The 21,417-nt window shown below is 40.6% G+C and carries 20 protein-coding genes; 8 read left to right on the top strand and 12 right to left on the bottom strand.

Annotation, left to right across the window (positions count from 1 at the left end):
- Positions 1–6: 6 nt before the first annotated feature.
- The 3 genes from B9A58_RS06285 to B9A58_RS06275 are packed head-to-tail and all read left to right on the top strand — an operon-like array spanning position 7 to position 1,862.
- Complete coding sequence (locus B9A58_RS06285) at positions 7–636, top strand: hypothetical protein (protein ID WP_084371552.1); 630 nt, start codon at positions 7–9, stop codon at positions 634–636.
- A gap of 34 nt (positions 637–670) precedes the next feature.
- Entirely contained in the window at positions 671–1,492 is an 822-nt protein-coding gene (locus B9A58_RS06280) for a CheR family methyltransferase (RefSeq protein ID WP_084371551.1), read from the top strand.
- Between the two features lie 10 nt (positions 1,493–1,502).
- The gene (locus B9A58_RS06275) at positions 1,503–1,862 is read left to right on the top strand and encodes a response regulator (RefSeq protein ID WP_084371550.1); all 360 of its coding nucleotides are present in this window, start codon (positions 1,503–1,505) and stop codon (positions 1,860–1,862) included.
- 16 nt (positions 1,863–1,878) lie between these two features.
- Here B9A58_RS06275 and B9A58_RS06270 read toward each other — a convergent pair whose 3' ends face one another.
- Positions 1,879–2,589: an NUDIX hydrolase gene (locus B9A58_RS06270; protein WP_084371549.1), complete on the bottom strand. Its 711-nt coding sequence runs from the start codon at positions 2,587–2,589 to the stop codon at positions 1,879–1,881.
- Positions 2,590–2,696: 107 nt separating this feature from the next.
- On the opposite strand from B9A58_RS06270, the gene B9A58_RS06265 reads away from it, so the two are divergent.
- Positions 2,697–3,878: a galactokinase gene (locus tag B9A58_RS06265; RefSeq protein ID WP_084371548.1), complete on the top strand. Its 1,182-nt coding sequence runs from the start codon at positions 2,697–2,699 to the stop codon at positions 3,876–3,878.
- Entirely contained in the window at positions 3,865–4,908 is a 1,044-nt protein-coding gene (locus B9A58_RS06260) for a UDP-glucose--hexose-1-phosphate uridylyltransferase (protein ID WP_084371547.1), read from the top strand. The genes B9A58_RS06265 and B9A58_RS06260 overlap by 14 nt, the downstream gene beginning before the upstream one ends.
- Before the next feature lie 119 nt (positions 4,909–5,027).
- Here B9A58_RS06260 and B9A58_RS06255 read toward each other — a convergent pair whose 3' ends face one another.
- Complete coding sequence (locus B9A58_RS06255) at positions 5,028–5,540, bottom strand: peptidylprolyl isomerase (protein WP_245827000.1); 513 nt, start codon at positions 5,538–5,540, stop codon at positions 5,028–5,030.
- Positions 5,541–5,738: 198 nt separating this feature from the next.
- Here B9A58_RS06255 and B9A58_RS06250 point away from each other — a divergent pair, with 198 nt between their 5' ends.
- Positions 5,739–7,514 carry a toll/interleukin-1 receptor domain-containing protein gene (locus tag B9A58_RS06250; RefSeq protein WP_084371545.1) on the top strand — a complete coding sequence of 592 codons (1,776 nt, stop codon included), beginning with the start codon at positions 5,739–5,741 and terminating at the stop codon, positions 7,512–7,514.
- 60 nt (positions 7,515–7,574) lie between these two features.
- On the opposite strand, the gene B9A58_RS06245 is transcribed toward B9A58_RS06250, so the two are convergent.
- From B9A58_RS06245 to B9A58_RS06235, 4 genes are all read right to left on the bottom strand, one after another.
- On the bottom strand, positions 7,575–8,981 hold the full coding sequence (locus B9A58_RS06245) for a PQQ-binding-like beta-propeller repeat protein (protein WP_084371544.1): 1,407 nt from the start codon (positions 8,979–8,981) through the stop codon (positions 7,575–7,577).
- Between the two features lie 108 nt (positions 8,982–9,089).
- Positions 9,090–9,257 (bottom strand): hypothetical protein, encoded by a 168-nt coding sequence (locus tag B9A58_RS20340; RefSeq protein ID WP_176214695.1) that lies wholly within the window; start codon positions 9,255–9,257, stop codon positions 9,090–9,092.
- 84 nt (positions 9,258–9,341) lie between these two features.
- Positions 9,342–10,766 (bottom strand): hypothetical protein, encoded by a 1,425-nt coding sequence (locus B9A58_RS06240; protein WP_139793764.1) that lies wholly within the window; start codon positions 10,764–10,766, stop codon positions 9,342–9,344.
- 493 nt (positions 10,767–11,259) lie between these two features.
- Entirely contained in the window at positions 11,260–11,688 is a 429-nt protein-coding gene (locus tag B9A58_RS06235) for a DUF5004 domain-containing protein (protein WP_084371542.1), read from the bottom strand.
- Between the two features lie 233 nt (positions 11,689–11,921).
- Here B9A58_RS06235 and B9A58_RS06230 point away from each other — a divergent pair, with 233 nt between their 5' ends.
- Positions 11,922–12,941: an IS110 family RNA-guided transposase gene (locus tag B9A58_RS06230; protein WP_084371541.1), complete on the top strand. Its 1,020-nt coding sequence runs from the start codon at positions 11,922–11,924 to the stop codon at positions 12,939–12,941.
- A 41-nt stretch (positions 12,942–12,982) separates the two neighbouring features.
- Here the strand turns inward: B9A58_RS06230 and B9A58_RS06225 are convergent, their stop codons facing one another.
- The 3 genes from B9A58_RS06225 to B9A58_RS06215 form a co-directional block, all read right to left on the bottom strand.
- Positions 12,983–13,600: a hypothetical protein gene (locus tag B9A58_RS06225; RefSeq protein ID WP_084371540.1), complete on the bottom strand. Its 618-nt coding sequence runs from the start codon at positions 13,598–13,600 to the stop codon at positions 12,983–12,985.
- A gap of 98 nt (positions 13,601–13,698) precedes the next feature.
- A complete protein-coding gene (locus B9A58_RS06220) occupies positions 13,699–14,544 on the bottom strand; it encodes a hypothetical protein (RefSeq protein ID WP_084371539.1) in 846 nt (281 codons plus the stop codon).
- A gap of 174 nt (positions 14,545–14,718) precedes the next feature.
- Complete coding sequence (locus B9A58_RS06215) at positions 14,719–15,126, bottom strand: DUF3052 family protein (RefSeq protein ID WP_084371538.1); 408 nt, start codon at positions 15,124–15,126, stop codon at positions 14,719–14,721.
- A gap of 205 nt (positions 15,127–15,331) precedes the next feature.
- Between B9A58_RS06215 and B9A58_RS06210 the strand changes: the two genes are divergently transcribed.
- Positions 15,332–16,864 carry a beta-N-acetylhexosaminidase gene (locus B9A58_RS06210; RefSeq protein ID WP_084371537.1) on the top strand — a complete coding sequence of 511 codons (1,533 nt, stop codon included), beginning with the start codon at positions 15,332–15,334 and terminating at the stop codon, positions 16,862–16,864.
- A gap of 71 nt (positions 16,865–16,935) precedes the next feature.
- Here the strand turns inward: B9A58_RS06210 and B9A58_RS06205 are convergent, their stop codons facing one another.
- The 3 genes from B9A58_RS06205 to B9A58_RS06195 form a co-directional block, all read right to left on the bottom strand.
- Complete coding sequence (locus B9A58_RS06205; RefSeq protein WP_084371536.1) at positions 16,936–19,560, bottom strand: ABC transporter permease; 2,625 nt, start codon at positions 19,558–19,560, stop codon at positions 16,936–16,938.
- Between the two features lie 4 nt (positions 19,561–19,564).
- A complete protein-coding gene (locus tag B9A58_RS06200; protein WP_084371535.1) occupies positions 19,565–19,909 on the bottom strand; it encodes a PadR family transcriptional regulator in 345 nt (114 codons plus the stop codon).
- Positions 19,910–20,152: 243 nt separating this feature from the next.
- The gene (locus B9A58_RS06195) at positions 20,153–21,343 is read right to left on the bottom strand and encodes a DUF5009 domain-containing protein (RefSeq protein WP_084371534.1); all 1,191 of its coding nucleotides are present in this window, start codon (positions 21,341–21,343) and stop codon (positions 20,153–20,155) included.
- Positions 21,344–21,417: the final 74 nt, after the last annotated feature.

Genomic DNA, 21,417 nt, shown 5'->3' with positions numbered 1-21,417 from the left:
TTTACTATGTTTAATAATTTAACAGAGAGGGAAAACAGCGCTACCGAAAAATTACTCAAGTTTGGACTTTCAAAAGCCGCATTGGCTTTTAAGAATATACTTGGTACGGACGCTTCCCTAAAAGACATAGCATCGTCTTTTGAACATCTGGGCAGTGCGCCACAGTATTGTACAAAAGCTGAGGGAAAAACACACCTATTGAAAACTGAACTGGTTGGGGATCTAAAGGGTTTTTGTCATCTGATTTTTTCTGAACACGAAGTTCAAAAAATACAAAATGCAGGGCTGCCTGAGGAGGTTTTGATGAACAATAATCCTGAGACCAGATTAATGAAATTAGAGTTTCTGACCGAGATAGACAACATGGTAGCAGGTGCTGTGGTCACTCAGTTGGCTAATTTTCTTGAACTTGAAATATATGGGAATGTACCATCACTTCATGTCATGCAAGCTGATGAGGTCAATAAATACATCAAAGCGGAGTCAGAAGTTTACGATTCTACTGTTGAGTTTCGAGCCACTTTCGGTATTCCAGAATTAGAAGTGCAACCCGAATTTGTTTGGCTGCTTCAAGAAAATTTTCTTGACAAGGTTAAAAGCAAAGCGGAAAACGTATTAGCCAAAGAATTAACATAATCTGCAGATAAATGGTATATAAACCACAGTCAACGTGATAGATAGCATATCAGACGAAGAACTAGATGCGTTGATGCAAGCCTTGAAAAATAGGTATGGACTGGATTTCACTAACTATGAAAAAAAGTCCTTGAAGAGGAGTATTGTTCGTCTGATGATGAAGCATAAAATGTCTTCTATGCTCGAATTATGGGCAAAAATCATCAAGGACAAAGAATTTTTTGAAAAGGGGATTGATGACCTTTTGGTTAATCTGACAGAACTATTCAGAAACCCAGATGCCTGGATTGTAATCAAGGACAAAATCCTGGATCATTATAAATCAAGGCCGAGACTTAATGTCTGGCATGCTGGCTGTTCTACGGGAGAGGAAGTATACACAATGGCGATTGTTCTTGAAGAAAAAGGAATGCTACAAAAAACACGGGCACTGGCTACTGATTTAAGCGATAGAGCTTTGAAAAAGGCCAGGGCAGGAGATTACTCCTTAATTATTCTAGAGCAATACATGAAGCCATTTCTAGCGTTTTATCCAAATAAAAAAATGGCTGATTTTTTCAATTTTAATGAAACACACGCCACGATAAAACCCGCCTACCAGAGCCATGTCACTTTCGATAGGCACAATCTGGTTCATGACGGTATGACTACCAAACATGATATTATTTTTTGTCGGAATGTGATGATCTATTTTGATGAAAAATTGAAACTTCAGGTGCTGGAACTTTTTCATAAAAGTCTAAATGATGATGGCTTTTTAATCATAGGCTACTATGATATTATGCCCGACAGTGGAAAAGCGTTGTTCGAGGTGTTTGACGTGAAAACAAGAATTTATAAAAAGAAGAAAATTTAAAAATACACAGATGAGCAAAAAAGTATTAATAGTAGATGATTCTATGTACATGCGTACATTGATCAAAGATACATTAAAATCAGAAGGATATGAGATCGTGGGAGAAGCCGCAAATGGTGAAACTGCCATAGATTTGGCGATGGAGTTATCTCCAGATTTGATTACCCTGGATAATATCCTTCCAGATATGATCGGGACGGATATCCTTAAAGTATTCAAGGATCAGGGTATATCTTCCAAAGTGATTATGGTGAGTGCTGTAGGTCAGCAATCAGTCATTAATGAAGGTATTGAACTCGGCGCGTCTGAATATATAGTTAAGCCTTTTACTTCAGAAGATCTACTTGCAGTTGTGAACAGAGTGGTGTAGGGCGCAGAAGTTGGCTTTAGTGAAAGAGAATATCGTACCCATCAGTCTCTAGCTGTTGATACTTTGTTTTATTGAACTGATAGTGAAAAGCGCCCTTTTTAGACGTTGTCTTATCTTTTGTGTCCAGCTTTTCAAGAAGGTCAGTTGCTAATATTTTTTTTCGAAAATTTCTATCATCTATTTCTTTCTGATAGATTTCTTGGTACAGTTTAAACAGCTGAGGCAAGGTGAATTTTGGAGGAAGCAGATTGAAACCTACTGGTCTTCTTCGTGCATTGTCTTGTAGTTTGACTAAGGCATCAGCAACCATTTGTTTGTGATCGATTACCAAATCTGGAATTTCATGGAGCTCAAACCAGGCAGCCTCATGCTCTTCTACGAGCTTTTTTCTATAAGTCTCTAATTGTATAAGGCTGTAATAGGCAATAGAAATTACACGATCTCCAGGATCACGATCCACACTGCTGTAACAATGCAACTGCTCCAAAAAGACACTTTCTAATCCTGTAAATTCGGTCAGGATTCTAGAGGCCGCCACCACAGCAGACTCATTCGGCTGGACAAAGCTTCCTACCAATGACCATTGTCCGGCAAAGGGCTCCACCTTCCTTTTGAACAAGAGTACCTTGAGTTTCTCTTCCTCACCGTCAAATCCAAAAATTACATTATCAACGGCTACCAGAATGGGCTGAGCCACAATATATGTTGAAGTACTCTCGTCAGTCATAAGCGTTTGGTTTAGGGCTAAATTAATATCTTAATTGATAATTGTACATCATACGGTTGCAATTTAATTTATAAACGTTAAATTTACGTTTATAAATTAAGCAATGAATGGGACGTAACAGGAACGACGTTAAAAACACATTTGAGGAAATATTTGGTAATGAGCCCATAGTGGTTCGTGCTCCGGGCAGAATCAATATCATTGGAGAACATACAGATTACAATGACGGGTTTGTCCTACCTGCTGCCATAGACCTTTCGGTCTTTGTATTCATCCAAAGGAGCGGAACCAGTCGCTCAAAGCTTATTTCTGTTGACCTGGATGAATCTTATAGCTTGGGTATGCATGATGCGCTTGTTCCTGTGGATCAGGGTTGGGTCAATTACTTTTTAGGTGTCATAGATCAGTTTCAGTTGGCCGGACATAAGCTAGAGGGCTTCAATCTCATGTTTACTAGTGACATCCCAATGGGGTCAGGATTATCCTCTTCGGCTGCATTGGAATGTGGTTTTGGACAAGCACTGAGCGAACTATTCAAACTGAAAGTTGATAAAGTGGCATTGGCCAAAATGGGGCAAGCCGCTGAACATAAGTTTGCTGGTGTCAAATGCGGCATCATGGATCAATTTGCCAGTTGTATGGGGCAAAATAATCAGGTAGTAAAATTGGACTGTAGAAGTCTTGAGTATGACTACTATCCTGCAGATTTCAAAGACTATGAATTGGTGCTGTTCGATTCTAACGTCAAACATAATCTGGCTGATTCTCAGTACAACATTCGCAGAAATCAGTGTGAAGAGGGTGTTAAAATTATTCAAGCTGTCAATTCAAAAGTCAGTTCACTTCGGGATGCTACATTGGAAGATTTGGCTCAAGCGCAAGCTGAAATGGAAGAAGTGGTTTATCACAGATGCAAGTACGTGATAGAAGAAAATATTAGGGTACAAGCCGTATGTGAGGCATTGAAGGCAGGAGATATAACAAAAGTAGGACAGATCATGCTTGAAACTCATGCTGGGCTGAGTAGGGAATATGAGGTGAGCTGCAAAGAATTGGATACGCTCATTGAAATAGCCTCGGCTTGTGATGGACATATTGGTGGCCGAATGATGGGTGGAGGCTTTGGCGGATGCACCGTCAACTTGATACAAAAGGATAAGGTAGATCAAGTCATTGAAGAGGTTACAAAAGGTTATCAAGAAGCATTAGGAATAAACACCAAAGTCTACCGCGTGGCAATAGCTGACGGAGTTGGGGTTTGCAAACAAGAAATTAATGAAGGAGTTTAATGCAAATGATCATTCGCACAGACGATTGAATATACTGACAGGTGAATGGGTACAAGTTTCACCTCATCGCTCTAAGCGTCCTTGGCAGGGGCAGATAGAAAAACTGTCGGTAGATAGAAGACCAGCCTACGACGAAAAATGCTACCTCTGTCCTACCAACGAGCGAATAGGAGGAGAGAAGAACCTGGACTACAAGGAGGTGTATGCTTTCACTAATGATTTTGCGGCTCTGCAATCAGACATTCCATCTGGCGGAGAAGAAAATGGATTGTTGCAATCAAAAAGCGAACGTGGTGTTTGCAAGGTGATCTGCTTTTCTCCCCGACATGATTTGACCATTCCAGAAATGGAAACTCATCAGGTCAAGTTGGTTGTGGACTTATGGGTAGATCAATGTCACGAAATAGGCGCATTAGACTATATCAATCACATTCAGATTTTTGAAAACAAAGGTGCCGTGATGGGATGTTCGAATCCTCATCCACATGGTCAAATCTGGGCACAAGAATCTGTACCTGTAGAGCCAGCTAAAAAGCAAACCCAGCAGCTGGCTTATCATAAAGAGACAGGAGGTGATCTATTGTTGGACTATTTAGCACAAGAACAGGAAAAACCTGAAAGAGTCATTTTTGAAAATGATCACATGATTGTATTGGTGCCGTTTTGGGCAGTTTGGCCCTATGAGGCTATGATTATTCCTAAAAGAAAAATGGCTCGAATTACTGAAATGAATGAGGAGGAACGGTTCGCCTTGGCGGAAGCTTATCGCTTTTTGACTATCAAATATGATAATCTGTTTGAAACCTCTTTTCCTTATTCTGCAGGTATTCATCAAGCGCCTTACGATGGAAATCCTCATGAAGAATGGCAATGGCACATGACTTTCTACCCACCTTTGTTGCGATCCGCTACAGTCAAAAAATTTATGGTGGGTTATGAAATGCTTGGCAATCCTCAAAGGGACATCACCCCAGAATTTGCCGCAAACCAAATCAAAGCCCAATCTGACATTCATTATTTAATGAAGTAGGCCTAGCGCTAAATATTTTTCAGAGCTCTTTACTGAAGAGTAACGTCATACCAGCAAGGAGAAAGAATAAGCTTGGGTGCGCTATCAGAAATTTTTACAGAAGCAGTAAAAGTTGTCTTTTATTCATTAATCCGAACTATCCTGAGGATAGGCACAGGCTCAATAAAATACTGCCCCTCTTCCTTTTGCTTCTGAATTTCCAGCACCACCTCCATACCCTGAGTCACCCGTCCAAAGGCTGCAAATCCAAAACCATCTGGATTTCTGGCTCCACCAAAATCTAATGAGGGCTGGTCACCCAAGCAGATGAAGAAGCTGCAAGTAGCCGAGTTGGGCTTGTCACGCGCCATTGACAATGTACCATGCTGATGGAGAAGGCCTGTTTGCTTGGTGGTTTCTATTTGGATAGGCTCCATTTCCTTCTCTTCTGGCACATTACCACCTTGTATCACTTCTATTTGTATTGCCCTGTCTGCCTCATTGGCTGGAGTGCAAGCTCTGAAGAAACTTGAGTTGGTGTACAAGCCAGCATCTGTATAGTTTAGAAAATTAGCCACAGTTGTAGGCGCTTTTTCTGGATACAATTCCACCTCAATATCGCCCAGAGTGGTTTCTATTTTGCATCTAATCACCTCCTGGGTACATTGAGAATACAATAAGGCAAGTAGACAAACAAGAATAGAATGGCGCATAAGTAGAGATGAAATATTGATTTAATCTATTGAAAAGATAAGCCATTATATTTACTTGTTTTAGCCTCAGGTGCTAAATTGCCCAGTAATTATCCTAATTAATCTTTATATTCAATTATTGAATCCAACTTCTGAACTTTGAGCGAAATATTCATTAGCTATATCCCGGAAGACAAACGCAGAGCCAGACAACTCGCGGAAGTGCTTGATGAGTTTGGCTGGTCGGTCTGGTGGGAGTCTGCTATTGCTGACGATGAACATTTTGATGCCCAAATTGAAAGCGCCTTAAAAAATGCACATTGCATTATTGTCCTTTGGTCACCAGGAGCGATAAATAATTCTTCCATTTTGGAACAAGCCCAGCTGGGACTCAAAAAAAAGAATCTCGTGTCGCTGGTCTATGATGAGGTACAAAACGAGCAGACCCTACCTACTGAAGCCTATACGAATCTTTCCCATTGGAAAGGTGATGCTGCAGATAAGAGCATTCGGATCTTGCTGGGAGATATCTATGATCTCATAGGCCACCCTCCAAAGCGTACGACTGATAAATTATTTAGAAATTTAGTGACCTTCGTTTCTCTTATGCTTGTAGTGGTCTGGACGACATTTATTTTGTCTATTCAGCACAGAAATAAAACACAGGAAGCCAGAGACTGGGGAAAATACCTGACCGCAAATGAGAGTATTGGCTATCAGGAATATCTTCAGTTTTACCCTGAAGGGAAATTCATTCGTACCGCGAAATTCAAAATAGACAGTTTGCACGAAGCTGAAAGTTGGGAGAAAGCGCTGATTGCCAACTCAGCGGAAGTGCTAGAAGCATACATTCAAGAAAATCCGAAAGGAACCTACAAAGATGCCGCATTTGCGCGCATTGCAGAGCTCAAAGACGAGGCGGCCTGGCAGGAGGCTAGTGAAGAAAACACAGTAGTGAGCTACAAAGTCTACTTGAGACTTTCACCCAATGGAAAATTTGCCAATGAGGCCGAGCGCATCATTGCCGAAAGGACAAAACCAAAAGTGGTAGCCAAAGCCAAACCCATAGAAAAAACTTATTTGCTTGCGTCCTTTTCCGCTCCCAAAGAAGTACTTAGTGTGGCAGTGGCTCCCAATGGACGCCGAATCCTGACCAAAGGCTGGGACAATACGGCCTGGCTCTGGGATATGCAAGGAAACCTGATTGAAGAACTGAAAGGGCATACGGATTGGCTGACTTCGGTAGCTTTCTCACCCAATGGCAATCGCATGGCTACTGGCTCTTGGGACAAGACTGCCAAACTCTATGATGTAAATGGTAAGATGATTGGAGAGTTTACGGGGCATACTTTCCATGTGAGTGATGTGGCCTTTTCACCTGATGGCGAATATGTGGTTACAGCCTCGTTCGACAAAACGGCCAGATTGTACAAATTAGACGGTACTTTCATTCAGTCCTTTGTGGGTCACAACGAATGGATCAATGCCGTGACTTTCTCTCCAGATGGCAAGCATATCCTTACGGCTTCCAATGACCACACCGCGCGTATGTGGGATTTGAAAGGCAACATGGTAGCAGAATTCAAGGGACATATCCACTGGGTGACTGCAGTGGCTTTTTCTCCAGATGGTAAATTTATTATTACTGGTTCCAAGGACAAAACAGCCAGAATCTGGCGACTGAAAGACCGTAAAAATTTAAAGTTAATAGGTCACACCAAGCCTGTCAACGCTGTGGCTTTTTCACCAGATGGTAAAAAAGTAGTTACTGCATCCGCAGATCACACGGCCATTCTTTGGACACTCAATGGCAAGGAACTTCGTCGCTACACCAAGCACAAAGGCCAAATCAATGATGTGGCCTTCACCCCTGACGGGCGTAAAGTACTCACAGGCTCCAGTGACCGGACAGCGAAGCTTTGGGAGGTGGAGTAGCGGACAGGCATGGACTATGGCGTTTGCGAAACGCTTTCTTCAAGTTCTTTCATGAAAATGTTAATCCATGGCGCTTTGTGTTGGATATGAAACTATACCTGTGACAGTGCTCTGAATGGCCACGATTTCACTATAATATAGACCAGTATCATCATTGGATAAACGACTGATTAAATCACCACTATAAGGGACAAAATAGAGTAAACTATTACTGCCTGCTGCATAAATTACGTCGTCATGAATAACTACTGGACATGCTATAAAGTAGTCGTGAGGAAACCTTTTGTATGTACAGGAATTTGACCCGGCAAGCGTACTCCAGTGTCCATCATAAGAAATAATGCAATCGTACCACTTAGAAGGAGCATACATTAAACCATAGTCTATGAAATTAGAAGATATCTGCTCTCCTGTAGAAATTTTTATTGATCTTAAATCTGAATATCTACTGTTATAATAGACCAAATTATTTGCCAAGAGCAAATCACTGTCACAATATTTGTTTGTTGTCCAAATTATTTTTCCGCTTTTAATATCAATGCTCGTCACTACTCCCTGACTCCCAACAATGAGCGTGTCCCCTTGCATAACTGGCGTTCCAGTCATATCCGAGAATGGGACTTTCCATTCAGTAGTGCCACTGTGGATGCCCAATGCACGTATGGTATCACTATCTTCAATAAAAACCAAATCATTATCAGACAGGGGTGCACTTTGAGGGAACAACCTATCTTGGGATGTATAGTTCCAAATTATTTCCCCTGTATTTGCATTTAAGGCATAGCAATCACCTGCTTTACCTAAAGCAAATACATTGCCTTCATTATAACTCAAGCTGTGCAAATCCGCCAAATCTTCTCTTGACCATACCAGACTTCCTGTCAATGTGTTGGCACAGATGAGCGCATTTGAATTGGATAAATAAATATTGCCATTATTAATGGCTCCATAAGTGGAGTATCCATCCATTTGCCACAAAGTTTCTCCGCTAGCCCTTTGAGCTATAGTGGAATAATCTCCATCTTCTTCAAATTGTACAGTGGCATACATGACCTCTTCTGATAATTTGGGAATTACATTTACATTATATTCCTTTATTTCATCTGGATGCTTAGTAGTTATTTCGAAAGAGGTAATTCCCGTACTTATTGGTGTGCCCACGGCTTGCAAAATAATTGTGGTGTCTCCTACTTCTAAAACGCCCTGGCTTACAAACTTAAAACCATTATTCTCTCGGGTAGTAAGAGCATAAGATCCTGCTTCGTTAACCTTAATTAATAGCGATATGTAATTGCTTTCATCAAATTCAACACCTTCCTGATACGCTCCAAGAACATTGTAATGGGTGTAATAATTCTCAGGAGTAAGAAGTTCTATGTCAAGATTTAGTTTGCCCAATGGAATAGGTTCTTCGGCTTTGCCACAAGACAGAAGAAGGATTATAGAAAGCAAATGGAGGTGTCTCATGTTCAATTCTAAAACAAATTACCTATAAATAAAACGAATGCTATATCGCTTGTTATATTCCTTTCAGTTTGTTCGGGTTCTGCGCAGTATGAAAGATTCGAGAGATAGTTATTCTTTTCTTCGAGAGTCGATCTTGTAACTCCAGGCCACTAAATATCTGTATTCTGATTTTTCAATGTCAGCGAGCAAAGCCAGTTGTTCGTACACGTCCTCAAGAGTTGAGTCAGGAGTTAGTCGACCAGCAATGGTGTTCAGATGTTCCTTTAGATTCTCCACGTAACAAATTTAACGAATCGTGTCATTCCCATGACCCTTTGCGACTGGCCTAATGGAATATAACGTCTGTTAGACACTTTATCGCTAGAAAAGTACCTGGTTGATAAGAGCCACGCTGAAAATTCCTAGTAAAAACCAACCGATAAACCCTTGAACAATTGTAATATACTTAGGAGTTCCCTTAGTTGGAATACTGCCAAAACCAAGTGTGACAAAAGCGTTTAGGCTGAGAACCATAGAGTTGACAATGATCAATAGGATATTTCTGAGAAACCTGAGAGCTTTCCCATCTCTGAGTTCTGTCAACATTTTGGACCGATCAAAATCGTCCCAAGTTGAAGGAAAAAACATATAAACTAAACTGAACAAAAGAATAACATAGATTGAAATCAATATTGCTTTAGCAGGGTCTGTTCCATATTCGGTATAGCTCTGAAGAAGTTGATTTAGTTTCCAGTTAATGAAGTTCTTCATGCCTCCTTTGGTTTTATATGTATGCTTAATTCTTCGCGTTTCCAGCGACTTGATATCGGTGTATACACCATTTGCACTCCGGAGATCCCCTCTTTCCTTGTATATGTTATATAACTGTCGATGAGAAAATAAAAGTCGATTGAAGCCAGTTGAGTTGCTTAATTCAAATTCAGTGTAACCATAGTAGGCTTCCCAATTCGTCATTGATCCTTGACCAAGTCCATCAGCACTTGAGCTGGGAGTATCAATTGAGGTTATGATTCTCCCTTTGAATTGATCGTATGGAATTTCATTACTGAATTCCGAATAGATCATTCCCGATAAGTTAACCGTTTGAAGAAATCGGTTATTAAGTATTGATGCTCGATTATTTATAATAATTTCAGTCAACTCGCTTCGGCAATTAATCTTGTTATCTCTAAAATAGAAATCCTCGGCTTTTATGCCACGCAAGGAAATCTCAATTTCAGTTGAATCTGTCTTATATGCCCGATTTTGATCAAAAATAAACTCACCAATGAAAGAATCGTTAGAGGATTCAATTGACAATTCAGGAACGCTAGCGTTCATACCTGCAAAGAGCATGTTCATAGGGTCATTTAACCTTTTAGGATACATTGTACTATCCATACTTATTGTTCTATTCCAATCACTTTCCGTATTTAGTTTCAAAGAAAGGGGATTTTCGTTGGTGAGGTAAAACGAATTCCCCAGCACCTTGAACATGTTCATTTTATCCCTTAAGTCGAAAGTTACATTACCAACTATGATGTTAGAGTGAAATGATAAGTAATTACTTGCGAACTTATTAGCCCCCAGGAAATATGAATTCCTGCATTCAATTCCTGAATTGGTTTGGATTTCTAAGCGTCCGTAAAAATCATCTAAATAAAATCCTCCATTTGAACTCTCAATTTTCAGATAAGATATTTCCAGTCCGGCTATGGAGTATTGGTGGTCGGCAAATTTGCAATTAGAAATAAGAATTTTTGGGGTATTACTTGCTATTCGATCAAAGCTGATTGAATCGATCAATACTCTTCGATTTTTCGATCCTGAACTAATAACAGAATCTATCAGGCCATTCCATTCATTAAAGATTTGATTGGTAATTTCTGAATCGCGAATGATCAGATTTTCTTGACTCTTATAAGCCCGAAAGAAAATTTCATTTAGGCTTATCTTTTCATTTGAAATTATTATTTGACTAGTAGCACTTCTAGCAATAAGGAGTTGAAAAACTAATATCGATAAGGTAGTTAAGATCCTCATAAGCAGAATATTGTGTCTAACACCAAGCTAGCAGGAGTGCGCCCACCACTTAGCAGAAAGTACTAAACTAATGAATCTGCTGGTGCATTCAAAGTATCAGACTCGCACTGCGCCAATTCAAATAAAAAACTCCCACGAGCAAAAGATTGTAGAAAGCACTGTCTATTTTCAGCGGCAGATTCACGGTCGAGTTGCACCAAAACCAGCCAGAAAGCACTGAGACATATGCCCGATCAGCGTCTGTTACCCACAGTTTTTATTGTTTTTCGAGCAGGAGATAAATCGGAGTGTCGCTGAAAACCACTTTTAGGTTGTCGCCTTGAAGTTGATTGGTCATTACCAGATGGCCGTAGTTGTCGCTCTTAGTTCCAATTCTAATTTGCTTAGTTGGTTCGTCAATTTTCCAGAGTTTGTTGTCTAGAAATTTCATTTCTTCCATGATCGGTGACAAGTTCTCCTTGAATTTGATATTAAAAGTTCCATCAGAGTTAAATGACCAAGTTGAAGTGTCAAAACCGTCAAGCATTAACAACATCATTCGTCCTACTTCAGCAGGAAGTTCAGAAGTAGTTGTTCCGTTAATTACTTTCCATGTTCCAGCAAGCTGTTCGGAGTTGATCGATTGAGCGTTGAGAGAAAGAGTTAGGATAAGTCCTAAGATCAAAGTTGATATTTTTTTCATCATGAAGATTATTGTGGGTAACCTTTAGCTTTCCTGTCTATAATTATTCCAAGAAATAAAGGTCTTAATTTTAATAGTAAAAGAAAGCAAGCCAGAACTACGCGCTAACCAAGTTACCCAGACTTATCGGGCGATTCAGAGCTTGCTTTCCATTGTTAAATGTTCAGATAGATATTCAGGGATCTCGACCCGTCGAGATGCCCTAACATCAAGGTTTTGAACTTAATATTGAAATTATGGAAAATACCACCCCTAAACAAATCTTCTACCCACATATCGTGGGTATAGACATCAGCAAAATGAGTATTGATGTGGCTTTGATTAACAGCTCATCGATGAAGTGCAACAATGCCTTGTTCAGTAATGATAGCGAAGGCTTTCAGAAAATGAAAAGATGGCTTAAACAATATGGCAATGACTGTGGTGAGGACATCCTTTTCTGTATGGAACACACTGGCATCTATACCAGAAACATTGTCAAGTATTTGCTCAAAAGAGGATGCAAAGTTTGGCTTGAATCCTCCCTGCACATCAAAAGAAGCATGGGACTAATCAGGGGTAAGTCAGACAAAATTGATGCTGAAAGAATTGCCAATTTTGCTTTTGATCATCAACGTGATGCCAAACTGGTCAAACTCTCACATCCCACCTTAAACCGCCTCAAAGACCTGATGAAAACCAGAATGAGGCTTCAAAAAAGTTTACACAGTCAGCAAACTGCTGTAGATGAGTTGACCAAAGTAGACCCAAAGGCAGGACGTGAAATCGAAAGAATCAGTAGGTCAGCTATCAGTGGATTAAAAAAATCTTTAGAGAAAGTTGAAGCCAAAATGGACGAATTGATTCAGATAGATAAACACTTAAAGGCCTTATACGAGTTGATCACTTCGGTGAAAAGTGTAGGCAAGGTTTTGGCCGTGGATCTGATCGTTTATACAGAAGGATTTACTCGCATGTTGGACAACCGAAAGCTGGCTTGTTATTGCGGTGTAGCTCCTTTCGAATACAGTAGTGGAACCAGTGTGTATGCCAGCCCTGGTACTTCAAGCTTTGCTAATAAACAGCTGAAATTTCATCTACACATGTGTGCGATGAATGCCATCAAATGTCACAAAGAACTTCGAGGATATTACCTTCGAAAAACCGAAGAAGGGAAAAGTAAAATGAGTGCACTCAATGCAGTGAGAAACAAACTACTCCATAGAGTAGTCGCCGTAGTAAAAAGAGGAACCCCTTATCAAGAGAAATTGGATTAAAAAAAGACCAATACGCTTGTTTTTACCATAGATAGCGCCTGTTACCTGTAGTTGTTTAATTGTTCGAAGTTGAGCGAGTTGAGATATTCCCCCATTTGTCCTCTAAGAGCCATTGTTTCTCTATCAATTGACTCTGGAAATTTAAGACCAGTTTTAGAAGAAGTTCTTCTGTAAAAATGTTCGTAGTTGGAAAAGCGTTCAAAGGCAAACCCAAAGTCAGAATAGTATTCTAACATCCAATCCAGTTCATAATCCAGTAAATCTTTTGAAATCTGTCTGTCAAGTAGTTTGACAATTCGTTCCTCCGCCTCTGGGTCAAGTTCACAGATTCCAGTTAGCCAAGTTGGTTCAGTTAGCGCATACCACATGATAAAGAGTCCTCTTTTCAGTGCTTCAAGTTCGTCCTTAGCAAGCATTGAATACTCACGATGTATTTCCAGATATTCTTTGGATATTCCGAAGTAAACTACTTTGTCAGTTTTTTCGTCAATCGTTCCTTCAAGTTGTTGAATTCTGTGGTAGAGTTCCAACTCCTTGTTTCCGAGTTCATCTATGCTCATGGGAGAAATTACAGGTAACGTCCCGATATGCTGTGGGGCGTTTGTTATGTACTTTGTTTCTTCACGAATATAGTCGAATCTGGGATTCGACTCATACATTTTTGATTTACAATGAGGCGCATCGCAGAATCGACGGAGCTTCCAAAACCTCTGCGGCTTCCTTTACCTTCGAACCGCCCTGCAGACATCATCGATTGTTATAGCCATTTTTTCTTTCGTAATTTCTTGAGTTTAAGGATGGTATTTGGTTTACCTCTTTCCTTGATAAATGCAGCGTTTCTATTCATTACCGCTGGTAGCATGTCCCATTGGGAAGCTCCAGTATAGTCAATATCAAAGTTGTAGTTGATGGATACTTTGAGTGAACCTATTACAGAAAATTCTGTTGTAGAATGTTTGATAAATTCAGCATAATACCAGCTGATTATCTCCCGATCTTGGTAATTTTTTGGTGAGCGCTCTTCTTTTTGAATTAGGACGTTAGCTTGTTCGAAATCTTTGGCCGTTGGTGCTGAAGAAGAGTTAATATCTGTTACGGCTATAAGGTTCATGCCATACTCAGTTTGTTGTTCAGACTCAAGAACGAAAGCACCTCCATAGTTGCCATTTTCTAGTTTGTATGTTAAACAGTCACCTTTCTGGTACAACGAATCTCTGAATTTCTTCTTTACTCTCTTCTTGGCAGACTTCTTCTCGGAACTAATTTTTAACAGGAATTTCTCTAGAACCTTTTGTCTCTTGCTTAACTCCGATGTTTCTGAACCTAGTTCTTTCCAAAGCTCAATATCCTTTCCTGATTCGATTATATCTCTTATACGTTCTGAAAGTTCTGCGTTGAGCGATTTACATTCCCATTGACAAAGGCCAAGAGCAAACCAGAAATTATGGGAGTCTTCCTTACTCTTGATGCTGTCTTGGTTCGAGTTGATCAGTTGCTGAGAGATATCATCGGGCTCTCTTCCGTCATTATATAGCTCAAAGAACTCATATTTAACGTCTTCAAAAATATCGTTGGAAGAAATGCCTGTTCCCCAAGTTCCCATATGTGCTTGATTTGAAAATTAGTTGGCTATAACATCCGTATATCACGCACTAGTGCGTGATATATCCTTTATATATTTATTTAAACATTTATTATCCGTACAATTCTACGGCTAATTTTTTTCAGAAGTGCTGCGTCACAAGGATAGCTTAATAGCAGAAAGATTCCAAATAGCCTATCTATCCCTCAGCCTATACATAAATTTCAAACCACTCCAGTCCGCATCTACGGCGGCTACTTTTACATCTACCAGTCCCGCATCCAGCATATAGTCACGGATGTGGTTTTCCCTGAAAGGAGAGGGGAGCTTGGACGAAAGCTTGACCCAACTCACCCACATCGTGCCATTTTTCTTAAGCCAGGGGATTTGATTGGCAGCTTCTTTAAGGTCTTTTTCTTCTCGACAAAATATATGGATGAAGTCTATGGATTCTACTTCTGGCTGGTCTATGTGCTCCACCAGTTCGGGCCAGTCGGAGAACAAGTCGTGGTAGTGATCAGGTTCGTTGACGAGCAGCACTTTGAATGCGGATTTGATACCAAGTTTCTTGGCCAGTGGTGTGGAGGAGTATCCAGCAGTCATCTTAAGTCCGGTTGAGTGAATCTTAAAGGTACTAAAAAATCCATTGGGGACATCTATGAGATTAAGCTAAAGTAGCGCACTTTTTTCACATAAATGACCGATATTTAAAATCTGAAAATTGAATGTAGAAAGTACATTCTAATTTTCAACCCCACTCCAAAACTTCTAGTTCTAATTTTCTTATTAATTAAAACGAATCGAATTTATGAATTTAGAATCGAAGTATTTCTATGTCCTGGGTATTGCCGTACTCGCCTTTTTACTAGCTGGTTGCGAACCTAAAGAACCCACTGATCTTTCCGATCATAGCCTCATACCTCATCCAGCAGAAATTACTGCTACAGGCGGACGGTTTCAATTGAATCCATCTGTCACCGTGCGAATGGCAGATCTATCCTTGCACCGTGTAGCCGATTATTTAATTGATAGAATGGCATCATTGAAAGTAGTAGAGTCAGGTGCGGCAGATATAGCATTGTCTTTGGATGCCAATGATGAGCAGCTTGGAGCAGAGGGCTATCAGCTTAAAATTACAGAAAGTCAAATCCTCATTTCTGCCAATCACCCACAAGGAGTATTCTATGGCGTACAGACTTTGTTGCAGATGATACCATTGCGTCAGTATGAATCAGTAGAGTTGCCAACTGGGGTCATCAGAGACTATCCCAGGTATGCGTATAGAGGGTCTATGCTGGATGTATCCAGACACTTTTTTGGAGTAGAGGATGTGAAACGCTATATAGATTTTATTACCACTTATAAAATGAACGTCTTGCATCTGCACTTGTCAGATGACCAAGGGTGGAGAATTGAAATCAAATCCAAACCTGAATTGACTGCCATAGGGGCTGCTACAGAAGTGGGTGGTGGAGATGGTGGTTTTTATACCCAGCAGCAATACAAAGAGATAGTCAAGTATGCAGCAAATAGGTTTATCACCATTATTCCAGAAATAGACATTCCTGGTCATACACAGGCGGCTTTGGCCTCCTATGCAGCATTGAATTGTGATGGTAAAGCAGGGGATTTATACACAGGAACCAAAGTGGGATTCAGCACATTGTGCACAGACAATGAAGCTACCTATGAATTTGTGGATGCAGTGATCCAGGAGTTGGCGACCATCACGCCTGGAAAATATATCCATATAGGAGGGGATGAGTCTCACGCTACTAAAAAGGAGGATTATATCTATTTTATCAATCGAGTGCAGAAAATCGTGAGTAAATATGGAAAGACCCTGATTGGTTGGGATGAAGTGGCTCAAGCCAATATTGAAACAGAATCCATAGTGCAGCAATGGAACAGTGCTGGCAACGCTACCCTTGCGGCAGAGAAGGGCAACCGCATCATTTTGTCTCCAGCTACACTGGCCTATATGGATATGAAATATGATACCACCAGTCGTATAGGTTATGACTGGGCTGCATTGATTGAAGTAGATCAGGCCTATAGTTGGGATCCTGATACTATAAATGCTATGGTTCCTGTGGAATTGATTTTTGGCATTGAGGCGCCACTCTGGACAGAGACTGTAGAGAATATGGAGGATATAGAATATTTGGTGTTTCCTAGATTGCCTGGCTATGCTGAAATTGGCTGGTCAGCTCAGTCTATTCGAAACTGGGAGACCTATCGTATCCGCCTGGCTGGCCATGCCCCTCGTTTTGAATCAGAGGGTATTGATTACTATCGTTCGCCTTTGGTAGATTGGGGAATGATGGATTCTATTAATTGATAACAATCAAAGACTAAACATAAATGGATTTCGGCTCGGCCTGACATTTATGTTTAGTCTTAAGTCAATAGTTACTCATACCTCAAAGACTCCACGGGATTGGTTCTGGCGGCTTTAATAATGTGGTAGGAAATGGTGATCAAGGCAATAAGCAGTGAGACCACTCCTGCCATGCCAAATAGCCCAATGCTCAAAGTTGACCTGAAAGCAAAGTTTTCCAACCACTGGGACAGCAATATATAAGTAATAGGCGCTGAAATCGTAAATGATATAACAATAAGTGTTGCAAAATGTTTGGACAAGGTCAGAAACAATTCACTGATGCTTGCACCCAGTACCTTTCTTACCCCTATTTCTTTCATTCTTCGTTCAGTGGTCAGAGCAGACAAACCAAACAGTCCCATCCCCCCAATGAATATGCTCAAAAAGGCAATGATGGAAATGACGGCACTCATCTGCTGATCAGTTTTGTATAGGTCATTTATATGATCTTCAAGGAAGGCGTATTCCAGTGGATATTCGGGAATCGTTTCTTGCCAAACCTGCTCCAGATGGTTCAGTCCTGATTGGATATTGTTTCCATTGAGTTTAATAGACATTTCATCATATCCCCAATCCGTGTGTATGACGAGTGCCAGGGTGTTTACCCGATGATGCAATGAATTGAAATTAAAATCTTTGGTCAAACCTATGACATGACCGAGTGAATCGTCAGGATACCAGGAGTGCCCCATTTGCATACCCACAGGATCTGTAGCGCCCATTTCTTTGGCGCAGGCTTCATTGATAATAAAAGCAAGCCCATGGTCTGTTTTTCTGGCCTCGTCAAAATTGCGCCCAGCTATTAAATCAATCTCGTATACGTCCAGATAGTCGAAATGCACGTTGACGTTGGAGGGGGTGAATGTCACAATGCCACTATCACTTTCTACTTTGGCACCCCATTGGTGAAAATTATTACCAAGTCGCTGACCCGAGGCGGTCACACCCAGCACATTGTTGTTTTCCAGTAATTTTTGCTTGAGGAGATCATATTTATCATTGGCAGTTTTATCCATGTCCACCAGTAGGATATGGCTTTTATTAAAACCAATGTCTTTATTTTTCATAAAATTGAGTTGGTCGAGCACGGCCAGCGTGGCCACGATCATGGCGATGGCCAAACTGAATTGTATGATGATCAAAGTGCTTCTTAAAATGGATTTACCTTCTTTCTTTTCCCCACCTCGGAGAATAGTTGCTGGGTTGAATTTTGTCATATAGAGTGAAGGATAAAGCCCAGTGAGCACACCCAGTAAAATGACTATTCCGAGCATAGAGAGGAGCACGGTATGATTGACCAAGACAGTTTCAATGGCCAACTGACGGTCAATGACTTGATTTAGAAAATCCAGCCCAACCCAACTGATCACCAGAGACAAGACAAAGGCGCAGGAAGTCATGAGTAAAGACTCCACAATAAACTGCCAGAAGAGCTGGACTTTGTTGGCACCAATGGATTTTCTCACGCCCACTTCCTTCACTCTGGTACTGGCTCGTGCCACGGTAAGGTTCATAAAATTGACAGAAGCTATAATAAGGATGAACAAACCCACAAGCGAAAAAACATCCAAATACGCACCATTGAATTTTCGGTAGTTCAAGTAATCATGTTCTGTATCTGTGGAGGCCAAGTGGACTTCTGGAAGTGGCTGGAGATAGAGTTTGTAATAGTCATTGATGTCTTCTCGGCCTGAGTTTTTATCCAGGTACGCAGGATATCTCTCCGCCATATTGGCTAAATCTGCATCAGGCGTCAATTGGAGATAGGTGACCAGAAAATTTCCACCCCACTTATTGTTGAATTCAGGATCTTCGGAAGTAATGGAAGTTATCGAAATCACGACTTTAAATTGTAGATGTGAGTTTTCGGGGATGTCGGCCAATATGCCTGTTACTTTGTACAGGTCATTATCCATTTCGAGTGTTTCTCCTATCACATCTACTTGTCCGAAAATACTTTGAGCTACCTGTTCTGTAAGCAAAATGCTATAGGGTTCGTTCAATGCGGTACTTCGATCTCCAGCAATCAGGCGAAAATCAAACATTTCTAAAAATGTACTGTCGGCAGAGACCACTTGATCTACAGGGTGGGGTATGCCATCTTTCCTCCAGATGCGCTTGCCTCTTCCCCATATTCTCATATATTTTTCTACTTCGGGAAAATCTGTGATAAAGGCTGGTCCCATGCCAGGCATTGACAGGGCCACGTTTTGCACTTTGGTGCCAGGGAAACTTTGCACCTCACAGAGACGGTAAATATGGTTCTTTTGAGCATGTTGATCAAAGGATTTTTCATCCTGAATAAATAAGTAAATAGCCAGACAAGCGGCAAAACCTATAGCCAGACTGAGGATATTTAGACTGTTGTGAAAACGGTGCTTGGTTAGGTTGCGAATAGCAATGAGTAGATAACTTCTAAGCATAATGGTATGATTTGAGTGTTTTGACTTTGTTTTTTTTAGGGCAAAGGGCCTGACATAATTCAAGACCTGATACCAATAATTGAGTTTTGCTTTTTTTGAATCCTGGTTTTCCAATGTATGCAAAAACTGCTCATACAAGTCGCCTGAGACCTCTTCGTAAAGGTCTGACTTGAGCATCAGGTGTAAGATCCTGGATGCTAATCTTGGTGGATTGGGAGCAGACTGCTGCATAAACCTAAAAATGAAAGCTGAGTGAGCCTTCTGAAAATTTCGGATACTGATTCCAAAGCGAAAGTCTTAATTCGCGAGCATTGGCTAAAACCTGCTCACCCTCAGCTGTAATATTGTAGATGCGTTTTCTACGTCCACCTCGCTCGGAAGTGGCTCCTCCCATGACGGAGGTTAGAAAACCTTTATCTGCCAGACGGCTGAGTGTGGAGTGCACAGCTCCAATGGCCGTAGATTTTTTGGTTTGAGTTTCAAACTCCTGAGCAATGTTGAAAGCGTAGGCCTGTTCACCTAAAATACCAACTAAAAGCAGGATAACTTCTTCAAATTCGCCTAAACGTGATTCTGTCATAATGATACTAGATTGTAGAACAAATACTAAGCTAAATATTTTTTGTTCTACAATCTAGTATTAAATAAGAAATTTGATTTGGAAAAAGAAATGCCGCTACTTGAAAGCAGCGGCATTAAAAGGCATGATAAATGGGCTTAGACCCCCATTTGTCTTTACTAAGATAGAAACAACTTATTAGTTGTCTGTTATTTCAGTGTTATTATTACGACTGGCTGAAAAGTGAGTTCCAGTGAATGGCAATTATAAATGCAATCTGATATTTAGTTTGTTGAAGACTTTCATGAGATAAAGCATAACAATAGAGAAGGCTGCACACCATAAAATACCTGGTAGACCACTACTGAAATATTCTGGTACGATACTGAATCCTATGGCTGCATTGAAATAAATAATAATCCCAGGAAGTATATATATCAAAAGCGGGTTGGCAGCAGCTGGTATAAAGAATTCGCTCCATTTTGTTTTCTTTCTGACCTCCATGAGCCAGTACAAAGCGTAATAAATAAAGGTGCAAAGTCCAGCCGAATACAATGTCCAGGAAGGTGTGCCTCTAATTTTTGAGACTTCATAATAGGGTCTCAAAAGATACCCAGCAAGAAAAAAGAGGAGACCAAAACCAATAACTTTCCAGTGAATGGTAGGGGTGTTTTTACATTCAAAGAATAATAAGGAAATAATGACACCTGCACTGACCAGTGTGACGTGCGTGAGATGCCCTGCCACAAATTTGAACCAGGCCAATTCACCAATGGCTAGGCCATCTGTAAGATTCACACAATTGACAATCACAGAAGCTAAAAAGAAGCCAACAAGAGCTTTTAGGTTGCCATTGGCAAACCAATAAAAAACTACAGTAAACAAGTAAGCCCATCCAATCAGTCCTAAGATTCCCCACCATTTTTCGGTCATTCCTATCTGTCCATTGTCTTGGACGTATAAAAAGTACAATGCCACAAACCCAAGCATGCCCCCATATTGGAGTACGTGCTTCCAAAGGGTTGGATAATCTTTGCTGTATCTGTTCCAGATGGGTATGGGAAGGGTATAAGCGAAAAAGGCCCAAAGTGCCGGGCTGATGAGCATCTGAGCTTCATTGTATCCATACTCTGCATTGACCATAAATAGCCCCATCACAATCAAGGCCAACGAGCGTTTGAGGGTATGTTTCCAAATCAGATGAGGTTGATCTTCTTTAATTAGTCTGGCGTTGAAAGCAAATGGCACTGACATCCCTACGATAAAAAGGAAGGCAGGAAAAACCAAGTCCACAAAGGTCATGGCATCTGCATCTGCTGGCATGTGTTTCATCCACTGGGGCACATCTGACACGCCAGCCAATTCATTCACAAATATCATAACCAATATGGTAATCCCTCTAAAAGCATCTATAGAGGAGATGCGCCCATTGTACAAATTTTCTTTGATTGTCATCTATTGATTCTTTAGCTCCAAAGTAAAATACAGCACTGGGATGAAAGGAATCAATAAATTAGCTCAATGGCATA

Origin of the sequence: Reichenbachiella faecimaris, assembly GCF_900176375.1 — a bacterium.
GTDB classification, from domain to species: Bacteria; Bacteroidota; Bacteroidia; order Cytophagales; family Cyclobacteriaceae; genus Reichenbachiella; species Reichenbachiella faecimaris.
This window is presented reverse-complemented; position numbering and strand designations above follow the sequence as displayed.